This window comes from Streptomyces sp. NPDC097619, assembly GCF_040302735.1.
GTDB lineage: Bacteria > Actinomycetota > Actinomycetes > Streptomycetales > Streptomycetaceae > Streptomyces.
In genome coordinates, this window is the sequence record NZ_JBEOSD010000174.1 from 1 (window position 1) to 16,162 (window position 16,162).

General features: G+C 74.6%; 14 protein-coding genes. 9 read left to right on the forward strand and 5 right to left on the reverse strand.

The window, feature by feature from the left end; genetic code table 11:
* Together ABTZ17_RS31570 and ABTZ17_RS31575 are read right to left on the reverse strand one after the other, a co-directional pair.
* On the reverse strand, nucleotides 1–203 hold a 203-nt coding region (locus ABTZ17_RS31570; protein ID WP_352199209.1), incomplete at its 3' end, for a hypothetical protein.
* Between the two features lie 120 nt (nucleotides 204–323).
* The gene (locus ABTZ17_RS31575; protein ID WP_352199210.1) at nucleotides 324–2,021 is read right to left on the reverse strand and encodes a bifunctional glycosyltransferase 87/phosphatase PAP2 family protein; all 1,698 of its coding nucleotides are present in this window, start codon (nucleotides 2,019–2,021) and stop codon (nucleotides 324–326) included.
* Nucleotides 2,022–2,260: 239 nt separating this feature from the next.
* Here ABTZ17_RS31575 and ABTZ17_RS31580 point away from each other — a divergent pair, with 239 nt between their 5' ends.
* On the forward strand, nucleotides 2,261–2,587 hold the full coding sequence (locus ABTZ17_RS31580) for an antibiotic biosynthesis monooxygenase family protein (RefSeq protein WP_352199211.1): 327 nt from the start codon (nucleotides 2,261–2,263) through the stop codon (nucleotides 2,585–2,587).
* Nucleotides 2,588–2,720: 133 nt separating this feature from the next.
* Here ABTZ17_RS31580 and ABTZ17_RS31585 read toward each other — a convergent pair whose 3' ends face one another.
* The gene (locus ABTZ17_RS31585) at nucleotides 2,721–3,125 is read right to left on the reverse strand and encodes a nuclear transport factor 2 family protein (RefSeq protein ID WP_352199212.1); all 405 of its coding nucleotides are present in this window, start codon (nucleotides 3,123–3,125) and stop codon (nucleotides 2,721–2,723) included.
* 108 nt (nucleotides 3,126–3,233) lie between these two features.
* Here ABTZ17_RS31585 and ABTZ17_RS31590 point away from each other — a divergent pair, with 108 nt between their 5' ends.
* Nucleotides 3,234–3,761, forward strand: a complete 528-nt coding sequence (locus ABTZ17_RS31590) for a GNAT family N-acetyltransferase (RefSeq protein ID WP_352199213.1) — start codon at nucleotides 3,234–3,236, stop codon at nucleotides 3,759–3,761.
* A 7-nt stretch (nucleotides 3,762–3,768) separates the two neighbouring features.
* On the opposite strand, the gene ABTZ17_RS31595 is transcribed toward ABTZ17_RS31590, so the two are convergent.
* The gene (locus ABTZ17_RS31595; protein WP_352199214.1) at nucleotides 3,769–5,829 is read right to left on the reverse strand and encodes an MDR family MFS transporter; all 2,061 of its coding nucleotides are present in this window, start codon (nucleotides 5,827–5,829) and stop codon (nucleotides 3,769–3,771) included.
* A gap of 130 nt (nucleotides 5,830–5,959) precedes the next feature.
* On the opposite strand from ABTZ17_RS31595, the gene ABTZ17_RS31600 reads away from it, so the two are divergent.
* The 3 genes from ABTZ17_RS31600 to ABTZ17_RS31610 all read left to right on the forward strand — a co-directional run bounded on the left by ABTZ17_RS31600 (nucleotide 5,960) and on the right by ABTZ17_RS31610 (nucleotide 9,686).
* Entirely contained in the window at nucleotides 5,960–7,345 is a 1,386-nt protein-coding gene (locus ABTZ17_RS31600; RefSeq protein ID WP_352199215.1) for a peptidoglycan-binding domain-containing protein, read from the forward strand.
* A gap of 198 nt (nucleotides 7,346–7,543) precedes the next feature.
* Complete coding sequence (locus ABTZ17_RS31605) at nucleotides 7,544–8,848, forward strand: KamA family radical SAM protein (protein ID WP_352199216.1); 1,305 nt, start codon at nucleotides 7,544–7,546, stop codon at nucleotides 8,846–8,848.
* Nucleotides 8,849–8,996: 148 nt separating this feature from the next.
* Complete coding sequence (locus ABTZ17_RS31610; RefSeq protein ID WP_352199217.1) at nucleotides 8,997–9,686, forward strand: HAD family hydrolase; 690 nt, start codon at nucleotides 8,997–8,999, stop codon at nucleotides 9,684–9,686.
* 127 nt (nucleotides 9,687–9,813) lie between these two features.
* Here the strand turns inward: ABTZ17_RS31610 and ABTZ17_RS31615 are convergent, their stop codons facing one another.
* On the reverse strand, nucleotides 9,814–10,395 hold the full coding sequence (locus ABTZ17_RS31615; RefSeq protein ID WP_352199218.1) for a TMEM165/GDT1 family protein: 582 nt from the start codon (nucleotides 10,393–10,395) through the stop codon (nucleotides 9,814–9,816).
* A 679-nt stretch (nucleotides 10,396–11,074) separates the two neighbouring features.
* Between ABTZ17_RS31615 and ABTZ17_RS31620 the strand changes: the two genes are divergently transcribed.
* The 4 genes from ABTZ17_RS31620 to ABTZ17_RS31635 all read left to right on the forward strand — a co-directional run bounded on the left by ABTZ17_RS31620 (nucleotide 11,075) and on the right by ABTZ17_RS31635 (nucleotide 16,099).
* Nucleotides 11,075–11,719 carry an HNH endonuclease family protein gene (locus ABTZ17_RS31620; RefSeq protein WP_352199219.1) on the forward strand — a complete coding sequence of 215 codons (645 nt, stop codon included), beginning with the start codon at nucleotides 11,075–11,077 and terminating at the stop codon, nucleotides 11,717–11,719.
* Nucleotides 11,720–11,924: 205 nt separating this feature from the next.
* Nucleotides 11,925–13,919: an alkaline phosphatase D family protein gene (locus tag ABTZ17_RS31625; RefSeq protein ID WP_352199220.1), complete on the forward strand. Its 1,995-nt coding sequence runs from the start codon at nucleotides 11,925–11,927 to the stop codon at nucleotides 13,917–13,919.
* A gap of 227 nt (nucleotides 13,920–14,146) precedes the next feature.
* Complete coding sequence (locus ABTZ17_RS31630) at nucleotides 14,147–14,788, forward strand: DedA family protein (protein WP_352199221.1); 642 nt, start codon at nucleotides 14,147–14,149, stop codon at nucleotides 14,786–14,788.
* Nucleotides 14,789–15,553: 765 nt separating this feature from the next.
* Entirely contained in the window at nucleotides 15,554–16,099 is a 546-nt protein-coding gene (locus ABTZ17_RS31635) for a hypothetical protein (RefSeq protein ID WP_352199222.1), read from the forward strand.
* The last annotated feature ends 63 nt before the right edge of the window (nucleotides 16,100–16,162 follow it).

Sequence of the window (16,162 nt, forward strand, 5' to 3'; positions counted from 1 at the left end):
GGCCCGGCCGGGGCCCGCCCGGGACGCGCCCCGGCCGGCACGACACCGAAGGCCGCCGGTTCGGCACCGGAGGACCCGCGCCGGACGCGCGGGCGGCGGGCCGGGCCGGTGGCGGCGGGGGCCACACCCTCCCACGCCCCGGCTCCCGCCGCCTCCCGGGCGCCGCCGTCCGGGTGGCGCCCCGCCCGGTTCGGGGTGACCATGACAGGACGCGGCGATCCACGCCGAAGGGTGCCGGGCGGAGCTCCGCCCGGCACCCTTCCGGCCGTTCCGGAGCCCCGCGGGCCCCGCTCCCCACGCGCCCGTTCCGGGACGCGGCCCGGTCAGCGGCGGGTGGACGGCTGCGGCCGCCGCTCCCCCGCGCCCGTCCCCGCGCGCGGGGCCGGCAGGCTGACCCGCCCCGGCCCGACGCCCGGCGGTCCGGAGCGCGGCCCGGAGAGGATCCGTACCAGCGCGAAGCCCGCGGCCACCACGGCCGCCCCGCCCACGGCGTCCAGCACCCAGTGGTTCGCCGTGGCCACGATCGCGCAGACGGTGATCAGCGGGTGGAGTACGCCCAGCAGCTTCTGCCAGGTCCGGGGCGCCAGGGCCACGACCACCAACCCGCACCACAGCGACCAGCCGAAGTGCAGCGAGGGCATCGCCGCGTACTGGTTGGAGAGCGCGGTCAACGGCCCGTACTGCGGGTTCGCCAGGTCCTGCGGCCCGTGCACGGTGTCGATGAAACCGAGCCCCGGCATCAGCCGCGGCGGGGCCAGTGGGAACAGCCAGAACCCGGCCAGGGCGAGCAGCGTGGCCAGCCCGAGCCCGGTCCGCGCCCACCGGTAGGCGGCGGGGGCCCGCACGTACAGCACCCCGAGGACGGTCAGCGGCACCACGAAGTGGAAGGAGGTGTAGTAGAAGTCGAAGGGCACCTCCAGCCAGGGGCGGGCGGCCACCGCGTGGTTGACGGTCCGTTCGACGTCGATGCCGAGCACCCGCTCGACGGCCAGCAGCAGCGTGCCGTTGTCCTCGGCCCGGGTCCGGCCCGCCGGCGCCGCGGCCCTGATGTGCGAGTACAGCGAGTACCCGACCCGGATCAGCAGCAGCTCCAGCAGCAGGTGGGGTCGGGTGGGCGGGCGCCACCACAACGGGAGGGACCACCGGCCGGTCCGCCCCCCACCGGACGGGCGGAGGGGTACGGCCGGCCCCGTGGCGGTCCAGTACGGGGAGGAGCGCGGCAGGAAGCGCACGGCGCACGCCGCCACCAGGCAGGCCGCCGTCAGCGGGGCCTCGCGCAGCGGGGTGAGGAGGGCGAGGTTCGGCAGCAGCACCGACCCCGGCAGCACGGCCACCAGCACCACCGCGACCGGCCACACCCGCCGGTCCGCCCGCCGGCACCCGGCCCGGCCGGAGAGCGTCAGCAGCAGCCACAACACCTGCTGCCGGCCATCCGACGGACAGACCGCCGCGGCCGCGCAGCCGGTGATCCCCACGGCGAGCAGCGGCTGCCCGTCCCGGGCCAGACGCACCGCCCGGGACAGCGCGTACCCGCAGACCGCCGCCGCGAGCGGCAGGAACAACAGCACCCCCGCCGGCCCGTCCGCCCCGAGCCGGGACAGCACCCCGGCCAGCGACTGCGCGGCGGCGGACCCGGTGACGGGGGCGGGGCCGAGGACGAAGCCCGGGCCGGAGCCGGACGAGTGGGCCCAGGCGGCCCAGGACACCCACGGCGCCCCCGCGGCTCCCGGCGCCGACACCCAGGCCAGGGCCGAACAGCCCGCGAAGACGGGCGGCGCCCAGCCCACGGCCTTGCGGCGCCCGGCGCACCACAGCAGCGGCACGAACAGCAGGGCCCCCGGCTGGCAGGCCCCCGCCACCCCCAGCAGCACTCCCGGGGCACGCCCCCCGACCCCGGAGAACCCGCCCCACAGGGCGAGGAGGACGAACAGCAGGGGGACCGCGCCCCCCGCGCCGGGCCAGGGCGGGACGGCACCGGCCACCCCCGGCAGCAGCCCCGCGACCACGAGCAGGACCCCCACCGGCACCGCCCGCCGGGCCGACGCCCCCGGCGACGCCTCCCGGGCCCCTCCGCCCCCGGACCCCGCCGGCCCCGTCCCCCCGCTGTGCTGCACCGCATCCGCCACGCGCCGCCGGCCTCCCGCCGTGTTGCCCGTCTGCGCTGCGGCAGAACACCGGACTGACCCGGAAGACCATAGTCCGGAAATCGCACCCTCCGTCACCAATCGGCTACGCGGAGGGTTTTGGCAGGATGGACGGCATGAGCATCGTGAAGATCAACGCCCTGACCGTTCCGACCGAACAGCGCGAGGAACTGGAGAAGCGATTCTCGGCCCGCGCCGGCACCGTGGAGAGCTCGGACGGCTTCGAGTGGTTCGAGCTGCTGCGCCCGATCGAGGGCACCGACACCTACCTCGTGTACACCCGCTGGCGTGACGAGGCCGCCTTCCAGGCGTGGATGGAGGGCCCCATGAAGGCGGCCCACCAGGGCGGCGGCACGCCCACCGAGCGCCCGAAGCCCGCCGCTTCGGGCTCCACCCTCTGGTCCTTCGAGGTGGTCCAGCAGACGGCCCCCAAGCCGGCCTGATCGACCCCCGGGACGCGGGATGCGGCTCCGGCACCCGGCTCCGGGACGCGGAGTCGGGGAGGGGAGTCGGGGAGGGGCGGGCGAGCGACCCCGCCCCTTCCTGCCCCTTCCCGTTCCGCCCCGTCCCGCCCCCTCACGCCCAGAAGCGGTCCTCCTCGCCCATGTCGGCGGTGCACTCGTCGATGTCGGTGATCTTGCCGCCGACGATCGTGAAGAACAGCCCCTGCCGGATCTCCAACCCCCGGTCACCCCGGTCCCCCCGGAAGACGTGCACGGACATCGCGTGCCCCCGCCCGTCCACGAGCACGCACTCCACCTCCACCGAGGCCGTCCCCCCGGTCTCCCGGCCGATCCGCTCGTAGAGCCCGATCACGTTCTCGCGGCCCTTGTGGTGGCCGGAGAGGGGGTTGCCCCCCGGCACGTGGTGGATGACGTCGGCCGTCATCAGTGAGGCCAGCGCGGCCATGTCCCCCGAATTGAAAGCGGCGTAGCCCCGGCGGACCAGGGCGGCGTCCGGATGCTCCGACTGCTCTGACACGACGCCTCACACCCTTCGGAAAAGCAGGATTTACCGCTTTTCCCATCATCGGTCGGGCGCTGTGGATATTCCACGCGGCCGTTCCCGGAAATTGGCCACAATGCCGCCATGACCACCACATCGCCGACCACCGGCACCACCGAACCCACCGGCACGTCCTTCTGGGCCGTCGCCGCCGAGCCGCACACCACCCCTGCGGCCACCACCCTGCGCCGCGCCTATTACGCGGAGGTCGCGGGCCGCTACTGGGGCCGCCTCGCCACCGAGGAGGAGGTGGACGAGGGGATGCTCCAGGACCCGGGGGACGATCTCGTCCCACCCTCCGGCGTCTTCCTCGTCGGCCGGTACGAGGGCCGGCCGGCCGCCTGCGCGGGCCTGCGCATGCTGGACCCGCAGACCGCCGAGCTGACCCGGGTGTACGTGGACCCCGCGCTGCGCGGCACCGGCGGTGGCGCCGCCCTGCTCGCGGCCCTGGACGGCGAGGCCCGACAGCGCGGCGCGGCCCGCATCCGCCTGGACACCCGTACCGACCTCGTCGAGGCCCGCGCCCTCTACGCGCGCCACGGCTACCGGGAAATACCCGCCTACAACGCGGGCCCGTACGCCCAGCACTGGTTCGAGAAGCCCGTCCGCTGAGCCGCGCTCAGTGCGCCGAGTGATCGCGCGGGGCCAGGGAGTCGTACGGCTCCTCCGCGTCCGAGCCGCAGAGCTCGCGGTTCAGCTCCTCCACGAGCTTCACCAGGTCCGTGGGCCTGTCCGGACCCCACCAGTCCCCCAGCAGCTCCGCCAGGGAGTCCTGCCGGGCATCGGACAGCCGGGCCGCCACGGTCCGCCCCGGATCGGTGAGCACGAGGTCCAGCCCGTCCCGGGCCGCCAGTCCCCGCTCCTCGATCTGCCGCGCCGCGTCCGTGATCACCTTCAGCGGCACCTTGGTCCGCTCCGCCAACACCGCCGGTTCCACGGTTCCGTACCGCGCGATCCGCAACAGCATCCAACTGGAGGCGGGCAGCAGGTCGTAGCCCGCCGTCGCGGTGATCTTCTCGTAGACGTGCTTGCGCCCCTCACGGGTGCCGAGCACTGACAGGGCCCGGGCCACCTCCTCGTGGGAGCTGCGCTGCACCGGGTTGGAGGCCAGGGTCTCGGTGACGTCCGGGGCCGTGACCGAACCCCGCAGCTTGTCCTCCTTGAGGAACCAGGCCACCACGAAGGCCAGCGCCACCACCGGCGCCGCGTACAGGAACACGTCCGTGATGGCGGTGGAGTAGGCGTCCAGGACCCGCGGTCGCAGTTCGGGCGGCAGCAAGCCGACGGCCCGGGGGTCGGCCTCCAGCTCGGCGGGGGCGGCCCCGGGCGGCAGGACCCTGCCCCGCAGCGTGGACACCAGCTCGTCGTCGAGTCGGTTGGCGAAGAGCGTGCCGAAGATGGCCACGCCGAAGGAGGCGCCGATGGAACGGAAGAAGGTGGCACCGGAGGTGGCGACGCCCAGGTCCTCGTAGCTGACGGAGTTCTGCACCACGAGCACCAGCACCTGCATGACCAGGCCGAGCCCGGCACCGAAGACGAAGAAGTAGACGCTCATCTCCCAGGCGGAGGTGGTCCGTTCCATACGGTGCAGGAGGAGCAGGCCGATCGCGGTCACGGCGGTGCCCGCGATCGGGAAGACCTTCCAGCGGCCGGTGCGACTGACGAGCTGCCCGGAACCGGTGGAGGTGATGAGCATGCCGAGGACCATCGGCAGCATGTGCACGCCCGACATCGTGGGGGAGACCCCCTGGACCACCTGGAGGAAGGTCGGCAGGTAGACCATCGCGCCGAACATCGCGAAGCCGATGATGAAGCTGATCACCGAGCAGAGGGTGAAGGTGCGGATCCGGAAGAGCTTCAGCGGCAGCACGGGCTCCACGGCCCGCCGTTCCACCATCACGAAGGCCACGAGCAGGAGCGCGCCGAGCACCGACAGCCCGATGATCTGGGCGGACCCCCAGGCCCAGGTCGTGCCGCCCAGGGAGGCCACCAGCACCAGACAGGTGGCCACCGAGGCGATGAGGAAGGTTCCCAGGTAGTCGATGGTGTGCTTCCGGGAGCGCACCGGAATGTGCAGGACGGCCGCGATCACCAGGAGGGCGACGATCCCGATGGGAATGTTGATGTAGAAGACCCAACGCCAGCTGAGGTGGTCCACGAACAGTCCGCCGAGCAGTGGCCCCAGCACGCTGGTGGCGCCGAAGACGGCACCGAACAGGCCCTGGTACCGGCCGCGTTCCCGCGGCGGCACGATGTCCCCGACGATCGCCATGGACAGCACGATCAACCCGCCGCCACCCAGGCCCTGAAGGGCCCGGAAGCCGATCAGCTGGGACATGTCCTGGGCCACCCCGCACAGCGCGGACCCGATGAGGAAGATCACGATCGCGGCCTGGAAGAGCTTCTTCCGCCCGTACTGGTCGCCGAGCTTGCCCCACAACGGCGTCACCGCCGTGGAGGCCAGCATGTAGGCGGTGACCACCCAGGACAGGTGCTCCATGCCGCCGAGTTCGCTGACGATCGTCGGCAGGGCGGTGGAGACGATGGTCTGGTCGAGCGCGGCGATCAGGAGCCCCAACAGGAGCGCTCCGATCGCCACGATGACACTGCGCTCCGCGTGTTCCGGTCCGCCGGGGCCGGGAGCGGGATCCACGGCCGTGTTCGTGACTTCCTGCGCCATGTGCTCCTCCTCAGGGCCGGTGCACGGTTCCATCCTGAGCGGTGTGGCCGGTTACGGCCTGTTGGACGGTTGGGTCCGAGGCCCCGGGATCTGCATAATCGCTGGCAGTTGTCAGGGAGGGGATCCACCAGTGAGCGCTGTGCGCTGTCCGGAATGCGATGCTGCCGCGGGTGCCTGCGGTTGCGGTTCGGGGACCGGCACCGGCTTCGACCACCTGCGGATCCGCCCCTATCTGGGCCGTCCGGACGCCCAGGAGGCGCCGGAAGCGGCGCCGGTCGGCCCGCCCCCGGGAGTCCTCGGCGTGGTCAGCGGACCCCTGGACCCGCCCGTGGACCCGAACCGACTGTGGTCGCCCGGCCCCGACACTCACCCGGCCCCCGCCCCGAGCCCGTACGCCCGCCCGACCGCGGCGTCGAACGAGCCCCCGGCCGCTCCCGACCCGTGGGGCCCGATACCGACCCCCGGGGCTCCGCAGACGCCGTGGGCCGCGGCCGGGCCGGGGACGGCCGGAGCGCACCCCGCCGAGGGGCTGACCGAACCGCTCCCGGTGATACCGGCCGACCCCGCGCCCTCCCCCGGGCCCGCGTACTCCCCCGGGCCCGCGCCCTTCGCCGGGCCCGCGGGCTTCTCGGGGCCTTCCCCGGCCCACCCGGCCGCTCCCGGGAGCGGTGCCGGGGATCCGGGCGGGGTGCCGCCGGTCGTGGACGAGACCGTGGTGCTGCGGGCCGTACCCGGCGGGCCGGAAGCCCGCGGCGGGGCCCACCCGGTCGGGGCCGGTGGCTTCGGTCCGGGCGGGCGAGCGGGACGCGGGGACGGCGGCCGGGGGTCCCGGCGGGCCGGGGGCGGGACCGGCTCAGGAGGGCCGGGGGCCGGCGGGCCCGGTGGTGGCCGTCGGCGGACCGGGCTGCTCGTCGCGGGGGCGGCGGTGGCCGTGATCGGGGTGGGCTGGCTGGCCTCGGGGCTGTTCGCGGAGGACGGCACGAAGGACCTGAGCCTGCCCGGTCCGGAGCTGTCCGCGCCCGCAGCGCTGCCGAGCACCGGCACGTCCGGCCCCGACCCCACCGCCTCCGGCGGGGAGCGTTCCGCGGAGCCCGAAGAGGACGCGGACGCGGCGCCCGCGGACCCGACGGCCACGGCCGGTCCCGACCGGACCGCGGGGCCCTCGCCCTCCACCTCCAGGGGCCCTTCCGCCGCCCCCTCGGCGGGCGCCACCCGCACCGAGGGCCCCGAGCCGACGCCGTCCCGGGCGACGGACCGCTCACCGCAGCCCACCCGTTCCGCGAGCCCGGACCGCGGGGTGCTGCGGCGCGGGGACAGCGGGAGCGAGGTCCGGGAGCTCCAGCTGCGGCTGTCGGAGATGTGGCAGTACTGGGGCCCGGCGAACGGCCGCTACGGGCGCTCCGTGGAGAACGCCGTGGCGAACTTCCAGTCCTGGGCGAACGTGACGGGGGATCCGGACGGGGTCTACGGGCCGAACACCCGATCCGCCCTGGAAGCGCTCACGCACGAGCCGTAGCCACAGCGACAGCCCCGGCACAGTCACCGGCACCGGCCCGAGCGGGGGCCGTGCCGGAGCCCCGGGCCCGCCCCCGCGACCGGGCCGGCGGAGAGGGCCGGGCCGGGTGCGGAAAGCCGGTCCGGATGTCGGGAGGATTCACCCGAACGGGTGCGCACAGGGCGGGATCGGGGGCCGGTCCGGCGCAGGCTGGACCCCATGGACAGGCCAGTCATGCGCGCCACCCCCGGGGAGCGGCTCGCCCAGCTCCCGCAGGTCAGTTCGCTCGACCCCGCCACCCGGCACGAGATGCGGGTGGTGGCGGCCGTGCTGCCGTTCAAGGTGAACAACTACGTCCTGGACGAGCTGATCGACTGGGACCGCGCCCCGGAGGATCCGATCTTCCGGCTCACCTTTCCGCACCGGGACATGCTCCCGGAGCCGGTGTTCTCCGTGATCAGCGACCTGATCTCGGCGGGTGCCCCCCGTGCCGTGCTGCGCGGCGAGGCCGACCGGCAGCGCCGGCTCCTGCACCCGCACCCGGGTGGACAGTTGGAGCTGAACGTGCCGCGCATGGACGGGCGTCCCGTGCCCGGACTCCAACACAAGTACCGCGAGACGGTGCTGCTCTTCCCCGCGCAGGGGCAGACCTGCCACGCCTACTGCGGGTACTGCTTCCGGTGGGCCCAGTTCGTCGGCATACCCGAACTCAAGCAGCACCTTCCCGGCCCGGGCCCCGCCCTGGACTACCTCCGGGCGCACCCGGAGGTCACGGACGTGCTGATCACGGGCGGGGATCCGTTGATCATGTCCACGGACCGGCTGCGCGCCTACCTGGAGCCGCTGCTCGCCCCCGAGTTCGACCACGTCCGCAACATCCGGCTGGGAACGAAGGCGCTGGGCTACTGGCCGTACCGGTTCCTCACCGATCCGGACGCCGAGGACCTGCTGCGCCTGCTCTCGGACTGCGTGGCCGCGGGCCGCTCCCTGGCCGTGATGACCCACTTCTCGCACGGCCGCGAGCTCACCACCCGGGCCGTCCGCGAGGCGGTCGCCCGGCTGCGCGGCACGGGTGCGGTGCTCCGGGCCCAGGCGCCCATGGTCCGGCACGTCAACGACGACCCGACAGTGTGGGCGGACATGTGGCGGGACATGGTGCAGCTCGGCATCCAGCCGTACTACACCTTCGTGGAGCGGGACACCGGCGCCCGCGACTACTTCGCCCTGCCGCTGACCCGCGCCCTGTCCGTCTACCAGGAGGCCCTGCGCCAGGTGTCGGGGCTCGCGCGGACCGCCCGCGGTCCGGTGATGTCCGCGACCCCCGGCAAGGTGCTGGTGAACGGGGAGGCGGAGATCGCGGGCGAGAAGGTGTTCGTGTGCAGCTTCCTCCAGTCCCGCGACCCGGAGCGGACCGGCCGCCCCTTCTTCGCCGCCTGGTCCCCCACCGCCACCTGGTTCGACGAACTGCGCCCCGCCCTGGGCACCGACCCCACCCTCTTCGCCCCCGCACCGATCCCCGCCTGATCCCGGGCGGGGCCCACGGAACCCCCGGCTGGCGCAACCGGCCCCCGATTTTGTATCGTGTAGAAACAAAGTGGTTCCGTCCACACCCCCTGACCGGTGGACGGAACCGCTTGTTTTCTTTTTCGCGCCACCGTCTGGAGTTCCTCCCATGCCGGCCAGCAGCACTCCCGCCCCCGTCACCCTGACCGCCCGCGCCCTGCTCCTGGACATGGACGGCACCCTCGTGAACTCGGACGCGGTGGTCGAGCGGTGCTGGCGCCAGTGGGCCCTGGAACACGGCCTGGATCCGGAGGAAGCCCTCAAGGTGGTGCACGGCCGCCAGGGCTACGCCACCATGGCGGTGTTGCTCCCGGAGCGGCCCATGGAGCTCAACCTCGCCGACAACGCGGCGATGCTGGCCCGCGAGACGGCCGACATGGACGGGGTGGTCCCGGTCCCCGGCGCCCCCGCCTTCCTCCACGCGCTCCTGACCCACGCGCTCCCGCACGCCCTGGTCACCTCGGCCGACCGGGCCCTGTCCACGGCCCGGATGGCGGCCGCGGCCCTGCCCATGCCCGAGGTCCGGGTGACCGCCGAGAGCGTCGGCGCCAGCAAGCCGGACCCGGAGGGCTTCCTCAAGGGCGCGGCCGAGCTGGGCGTGGACCCGGCCGACTGCATCGTGTTCGAGGACTCGGGCGCGGGCATCGAGGCCGGTCGCGCCGCCGGGATGCGCGTGGTCGGGGTGGGCCCCCGCGCCGGGGAACACGGCCCCACGGTGCACGTGCCCGACCTGGAAGCGGTGCGCGTGGCGCCCGGCGCCGACGGCGGCATCCTCCTGACCGTGCACGCGGCGGCCTGACCGCCCGCACGGCCCGCCGCGTCCGAGGACGCGGCACGCGGCAGACCCTTGGCAGGGGACGACGGGCGAGGGCCCGGTCCGGTGGGATTCCCACCGGACCGGGCCCTCGTCGTATCGGGCGGGCGGGTCAGCCCACGATGGCCTCGTACAGGCTGAACCCGGCCAGGGCCACCATCACGCCCGCAGCGATCTTGGTGATGAGGCGCAGCGGGACCTTCTTCATCAGCGTGCGTCCGCCGAGGATGCCCAGGCCCGCGACGGCCCAGAGGGCCAGGACGGCACCGATGCCGACGGAGATCGGGTCGTCGTAGCGGGCGGCGAGGTTCGCGGTCATGATCTGCGTGAGGTCGCCGAACTCCGCGACCAGGATGAGCATGAAGCCCGCCCCGGAGACCTTCCAGAAGGACTGGTCGGCCGGCGGCTTGACCTCCTCCTCGCCCTCGTCCTTCTTGAGCAGCAGCATGAGCGCCCCGATCAGGAACAGCACGCCCACGACGCCCTGCACCCAGCGGTGCGGCAGCAGGGTCAGCACGCTGGCGGCGGCGATGGCGAGAGCCACGTGCACGACGAAGGCGGCGGCGACACCGGCGAAGACGTAGGAGGCGCGGTAGCGGGTGCCGAGCATGAGACCGGCGAGCGCCGTCTTGTCGGGCAGCTCGGCAAGGAAGATCACACCGAAGGTGATCGCCATGATGGTGATGCTGAACACGGGGCTGGAACCTCAATCGGTCGGGCAGGATGCCGCCACGCCGAGAGACCGGGTGTTCCGGGGTCGCTTCGGCTCGGCGGCGTCCTGGAATGCACAAGGACACTGCGGCCGAAGGTCTCGCTGGCCTGCCGCTGACGCGGCCTGCCTCCGGGCGCCGGCTGGGAGACCCAGCAGTATGTCGACGGTCCGGCGAAGAGCTACTCCCCTTCTGCTCCGTCCAGGGTACGCCACGCCGCACCCACCCCGGCAGAGCCCTTGGTCACACGGCCCCACGCCCCGACCTCACCCCCACACCCCACCCGACGCCGGCCTCACCGCCTCGCACCGCCCGCCGCCGCCCGCCCCGACGCCCCCTGAGCCCATTCCGGGCCCGCGCACCGACGCCACCCCACGCCCGCCCCTGAGCCCGATCCGTCCCCTCCGCCGATCGAGGCACGGGGTCCAGGACGGCGTCCCGTGCGCACGACGGCACCCACCCCACCCGCCCCACCATCCCCTCCGACCCCATCCCGGAATCTCAACTTCCGCTTAAGTGTTTCCTGTTGGGCGACTTGATCTGACGTGACCATGTCGCCAACCTGTAACTCGGCACCCACCCCGGGGACACCCGGGACCGCCACGATGGGCCGCGCCCCGACCCGGGGCCGGTGCCCTTCCGCCCCCCACCCAGGAGTGACCCATGTCCGGTGTCTACGCGCGTCGATTTGGCATGTTCGCGACGGCCGCCACCCTCGCGGCCACCGCCGCCCTCGTGAACGCCCCCACCGCCCAGGCCGCCATGCCCACCCCCATGAGCGCCGCCGCGGCCCGTTCCTACCTGGCGGGCGTGACCCCGCAGGCGGAAGGTTCCTCCAGCGGCTACAGCCGGGACCTCTTCCCGCACTGGAGCACCGTCTCCGGCAGCTGCAACACCCGCGAGACGGTCCTCAAGCGCGACGGCGTCAACGTGGTCACCGACTCTTCTTGTGCCGCCACCAGCGGGAGTTGGTACTCCGAGTACGACGGCGCCACCTGGACCGCCGCCTCCGACCTGGACATCGACCACGTCGTCGCGCTCTCCGAGGCCTGGCGCTCCGGCGCCAACTCCTGGACCACCACCAAGCGCCAGCAGTTCGCCAACGACCTGACCCGGCCCCAGCTGATCGCGGTCACCGACAACGTGAACCAGGCCAAGGGCGACCTCGACCCCGCCGAGTGGCTGCCCTCGCGCACCTCGTACCGCTGCACGTACGCCCGCGCCTGGGTCAACGTGAAGCAGTACTGGGGCCTGACCATCGACTCCGCGGAGAAGTCCGCCCTCCAGGGCGTCCTCAACGGCTGCTGATCCCGGCCCCGTTCGGCCGCCCCTCCCGCACGGTCCCGCCTCGGACCGGCCTCGGACCGGCCTCGGAGCCGACTCCCCCTCCCCTCCCTGACGGCGTCCCGGCGGCCTCCCGCCCACCGCCGCCGACGGCTTCCGCGGAGCCTGGAACCAACTCCCCCTCCTCGTCGTACCTTGACCCGAGGGACGACCGAAGAGGGGGAGTCGGATGGGCGGCCTGAGGGTGGGACCCTTGCTGCGGCACGTGGACTGGGAGGGCGGCGGCACGGCCACGGTGTGGGTGGAGACCAGCCGCCCCGGCACCGTCGAGGTGCGCTGCGCGGACGGCGCCGGGGGGCGGGTACGGACCTTCCACGTGGCCGGGCACCACTACGCCCTCGTCCCGGTGACCGGGCTCACCCCCGGCACCACCACGGCCTACGAGGTCCTCCTGGAGGGCGCCCGGGTCTGGCCGCTCCCGGACAGCCCGTTCCCCGCCAGCACCATCACAGCACCGCCCGCACCCCGCACCCCGCGCGTACCGCGCACGCGAACGCCCGAGGTGGCAACGGTCGACACCGCGACGGCCGGCACCGGAACGGCGGACGGCCGCCCCGGGCGCGCGGCCGCACCGCCGCTCCGGGTCACCTTCGGCTCCTGCCGGCAGTCCGTACCGCCCGCCGGGGGCGGCGGCCCGCACGGCCCGGACGCGCTCGACGCCCTCGGCGCGCGACTGGCCGCGGACCCCTCGGCGGAGCGCCCGGATGTCCTGCTGCTTCTCGGGGACCAGGTGTACGCGGACCACCTCTCGGCGAACACCCGGCGGCTCATCGAAGCCCGCCGGGACCTGCGGGAGCCGCCGGGCGCGGAGGTCGCGGACTTCGAGGAGTTCACCTGGATCTACGCCGAGTCCTGGCTGGACCCGGAGGTCCGCTGGCTGCTGTCCACGGTGCCCAGCTGCATGATCTTCGACGACCACGACCTGTCGGACGACTGGAACACCAGCGCCGCCTGGGTCGCGGAGCGGCGCTCCCTGCCCTGGTGGCGGGAGCGGGTGCTCGGCGGGCTGATGGCGTACTGGGTCTACCAGCACCTGGGGAACCTCTCGCCCGCCGAGCTGGCCGCCGACCCGCTGTACCGCGAGGTCAACGCCACCCCCGACGGCACCGAGGCGCTGCGCCGGTTCGTCGCCGCGGCCGAGGCGGATCCCGACCTGGTCCGGTGGAGCTACCGCAGGGACTTCGGGGCCACCCGTCTCCTGATGATCGACGGACGGGGCTCCCGGGTACTGGAGGAGCACGCCCGTTCCATGATCGGCCCCGGCACGGCGGCCTGGCTGCGCGAGAACGCCCTGGAGGGCCACGGCGGTTACGACCACCTACTGATCGGCACCTCGCTGCCCTGGCTGCTGCCCCCGCTGATCCACGACGCGGAGGGCTGGAACGCCGCCCTGTGCCGGGGCGAGCGCGGGGAGCGGTGGGCGCGTTTCGCGGAGGACCTGCGGCGGCGCAGCGATCTGGAGCACTGGGCCGCGTTCCCGAGCTCGTTCGCCGCGCTGACCGACCTCATCGAGACCGTCGGGACCGGGCCGCGGGCGCCCGCGACGATCTCCGTCCTCTCCGGGGACGTGCACCACGCGTACGTGGCCGAGCCGCGGACCGCCACGGACGCGCGGCTCTTCCAGTTGACCTGCTCACCCGTGCACAACTCGGTGCACACGGCCGTGAAGCTGGGATTCCGCTTCGGTTGGACCCGGACGGGGCGCCGGCTGGGCCGACTGCTGAGCAGGCACGGGCGGACCGGCCGCCCGCCCGTGTCCTGGCGCCGCTCCGGCGGACCCTGGTTCGGCAACCAGCTGATGACCCTGTCCCTGGAGGGGCGGGCGGCCCGCCTGTGGCTGCACCAGGCCCGTACCTCCGGGGGCCGGTTCCGCCCGTGGGGCCGGGGTCGGGGCGAGGCCGTCCTGGTGACGGTCACGGAACGCGAGCTGGCCCCGGCGGGCCCGGCTCCGGCGGACGAGACCCCGGCGGGCCCGGCGCCCACGACGAGCGCGGCCCTCGCCGCCTCCGGACCCGCGCACCCGCCGCGCCCGAATTCCGCCTCGAACCCCGGGCCCGGACGCGCATCCGGACCCACGTCCGGACCCACGTCCGACCCGGCGTCCGGCCCGGCGTCCGAGTCCGTCTCCCCCTCGGGGGCACCGCCCTCGGGGCCGACCGTCTGAGAGGTCCGGAGGAGCTCGCCCCGGTGGCCGGAACCGGGCGGTTCCTCCGGCCCCGCGCGCCGACGGAAAGAGACCCTTGACACACCCGGAGGGCCTACCGGGGCCCGGCGGAACTTTAGCCCGATTCCAGGCGTACGCTGTATGGCTGTCAAGCCGCCCCTGCCGCTCCCCCGCGACGTCGCGGCGCGTAACGCCGACGTGCGCCAACCGGACTGGGGAGTCCCGTTTTGTTTGAGACTGTGGGGTCGCTGACCACGAGCCCGTGGATCTACGCGGTGGTGGCGCTTTCCGTCATCCTCGACGTGTTCCTGCCCGTGCTGCCCAGTGGAGTGCTGGTGATCACGGCCGCGGCCGCGACCGCCGCGGCGGGCACCGGCCTGGCCGGGCCGCCCGGCACCGCCGCCCAGATGCAGGAGGTGCCCGACATCCTGCTGTTGCTGGTCTGCGCGGCAGCCTCCTCGGTGCTGGGCGACCTGGCCGCCTACCGACTGGGCCGCCGCGGCGGCGACCGACTGGACCGCGCGATCGCCCGCTCCCGACGGCTGACCCGCGCCCAGGAACGCCTGGGGCAGGCCCTGAGCCGCGGTGGCGGCGCCCTCGTGGTGATCGCCCGGTTCGCCCCCGCCGGCCGCTCGGTGGTCTCCCTGGGCGCGGGCGTGGCCCACCGCCGCATCAAGGAGTTCCTGCCCTGGTCGGTCCTCGCGGGCATGGCGTGGGCCGGGTACAGCGTGGGGCTCGGCTACTTCGGCACCCAGTGGCTCGGCGCGACCTGGCTGGGCACGGCCGTCTCCGTGCTGGCGCTGTTCGCCGCGGGCTCCCTGGCCGCCTACCTGGTGCGCCGCCCCGCTCCGGCCCCCGCCACCCCCTGACCCCGGCCCGTACGGCACCCGACCCCGGGCCCGGCGGCCGCTCCTGACGCGCCGTCCCGCGCGGGCCACGGAGCCCGCCGACGGCCGCCCGCGCGCCCGTGCCCCGGTCGCCGGGGCGTGTCCGGCGACCCGCTTCCCGGTGCCATGGGGAGCAGGAGCGCCCTCGTGCGCGGCCCCTCCGCCCCGCCTCCCACCGACCACGGCACCCCTCCCGGGGCCCCGTCGGCCCGGGCCCAGTCCCGGTCCTGCCCGGCCCTGCCCGGGCCGCCCTCGGCCCGGGCCCGCCGGTCCTCGGGCCCCTCCGGCACACGGCCGTCGGAACGCCCGCACCGCGCGAGGGGGCCGCGTACGCCCCGACCGCTGCCCCGACGCACTGCGCCGCCCGGCCGCCGCGCCGCCCCCTCGGCTCTCCCTTCGGCTCTCCCCTCAGCACCCCCGGGCCCTCCCTCTGCCTTCCCCGCCGCCCGCCGCGCCCGTGCGTCGGTCATTCGCGGGTCATCGGCACACACCTCCCGAACAGGCCGGCATGGCAGGCCCGTAGCAAGGTGCTGACAAGCCATCCCGTCCGCGCCCGCCGCCCGCGCCTGCCGCCGGAGCGCCCGTCCGCCCGTTCCTTCCCCCACCCGGCCGAACCGCTCACCCGTTCAACCGGCCCCGATCGCCGCGTCCCCCGCTGGCTCCTAGCGTCCAGAGCACGGCGCCCCGCCGATCCCGCGTCACATCCGTGTCCCGGCCGTGCCGTTCCGAGGAGCCCGAGGAGTTCCCATGCGCTTCAAGACCGCCGCGGCCGCGACCGTACTGACCGTCACCACCGCCCTGCCGTTGGCCGCCCCCACCGTCCTGGCCACCGCCTGGGCGGCACCGGCGGCGGTGCAGCCCGTGCCCGGAGCGCCCGGCGGGAGCTACGGGGGCAATCCCACGGCGACCGTCTCCCCCGGCACGGTCTCCCCCGGCAGCCGGGTCTCCCTCAACGTCGAGGGCTGCGGAACCCGGACCGGCCGGGCCACCTCCTCCGCCTTCGGCGAGGCGCAGCTGTCCGCGGGGAACATGGAGGCGAGCAACCTCTTCGGGAGCGCGACCGTGTACCGCAGCATCAGCCCCGGCTCGCACCCCGTGACCTTCGAGTGCGGCGGCTCGGGCGGGCGGCGCGTCACCGTCAACCTGTACGTCACCCCGGGCGCGGCCCGCGGCGGACTGGGCGGCAGCGTCGACGGGCCGAGCACCGGGCAGATCGCGATGGGCGGCGCCCTGGTGGCCGGGGCCCTCGGCGCGGGCGTCTGGTACCTCCGCCGTCGCAACGCCGCCGCCTGACCGCGGCCCGCTTCTTCCTGACCCGTGTCCGATTTCTTGGGAACGGCGAATCCGTGGTCGGCA

What these genes read in the sequence shown, in the direction of transcription:
- ABTZ17_RS31580 (WP_352199211.1), top strand. Translation starts at nt 2,261, where the DNA reads ATGAGCATCGTGAAGATCAACGCCCTGACCGTTCCGACCGAACAGCGC.
- ABTZ17_RS31590 (WP_352199213.1), top strand. Translation starts at nt 3,234, where the DNA reads ATGACCACCACATCGCCGACCACCGGCACCACCGAACCCACCGGCACG.
- ABTZ17_RS31595 (WP_352199214.1), bottom strand. Translation starts at nt 5,829, where the DNA reads ATGGCGCAGGAAGTCACGAACACGGCCGTGGATCCCGCTCCCGGCCCC.
- ABTZ17_RS31605 (WP_352199216.1), top strand. Translation starts at nt 7,544, where the DNA reads ATGGACAGGCCAGTCATGCGCGCCACCCCCGGGGAGCGGCTCGCCCAG.
- ABTZ17_RS31610 (WP_352199217.1), top strand. Translation starts at nt 8,997, where the DNA reads ATGCCGGCCAGCAGCACTCCCGCCCCCGTCACCCTGACCGCCCGCGCC.
- ABTZ17_RS31620 (WP_352199219.1), top strand. Translation starts at nt 11,075, where the DNA reads ATGTCCGGTGTCTACGCGCGTCGATTTGGCATGTTCGCGACGGCCGCC.
- ABTZ17_RS31625 (WP_352199220.1), top strand. Translation starts at nt 11,925, where the DNA reads ATGGGCGGCCTGAGGGTGGGACCCTTGCTGCGGCACGTGGACTGGGAG.
- ABTZ17_RS31635 (WP_352199222.1), top strand. Translation starts at nt 15,554, where the DNA reads ATGCGCTTCAAGACCGCCGCGGCCGCGACCGTACTGACCGTCACCACC.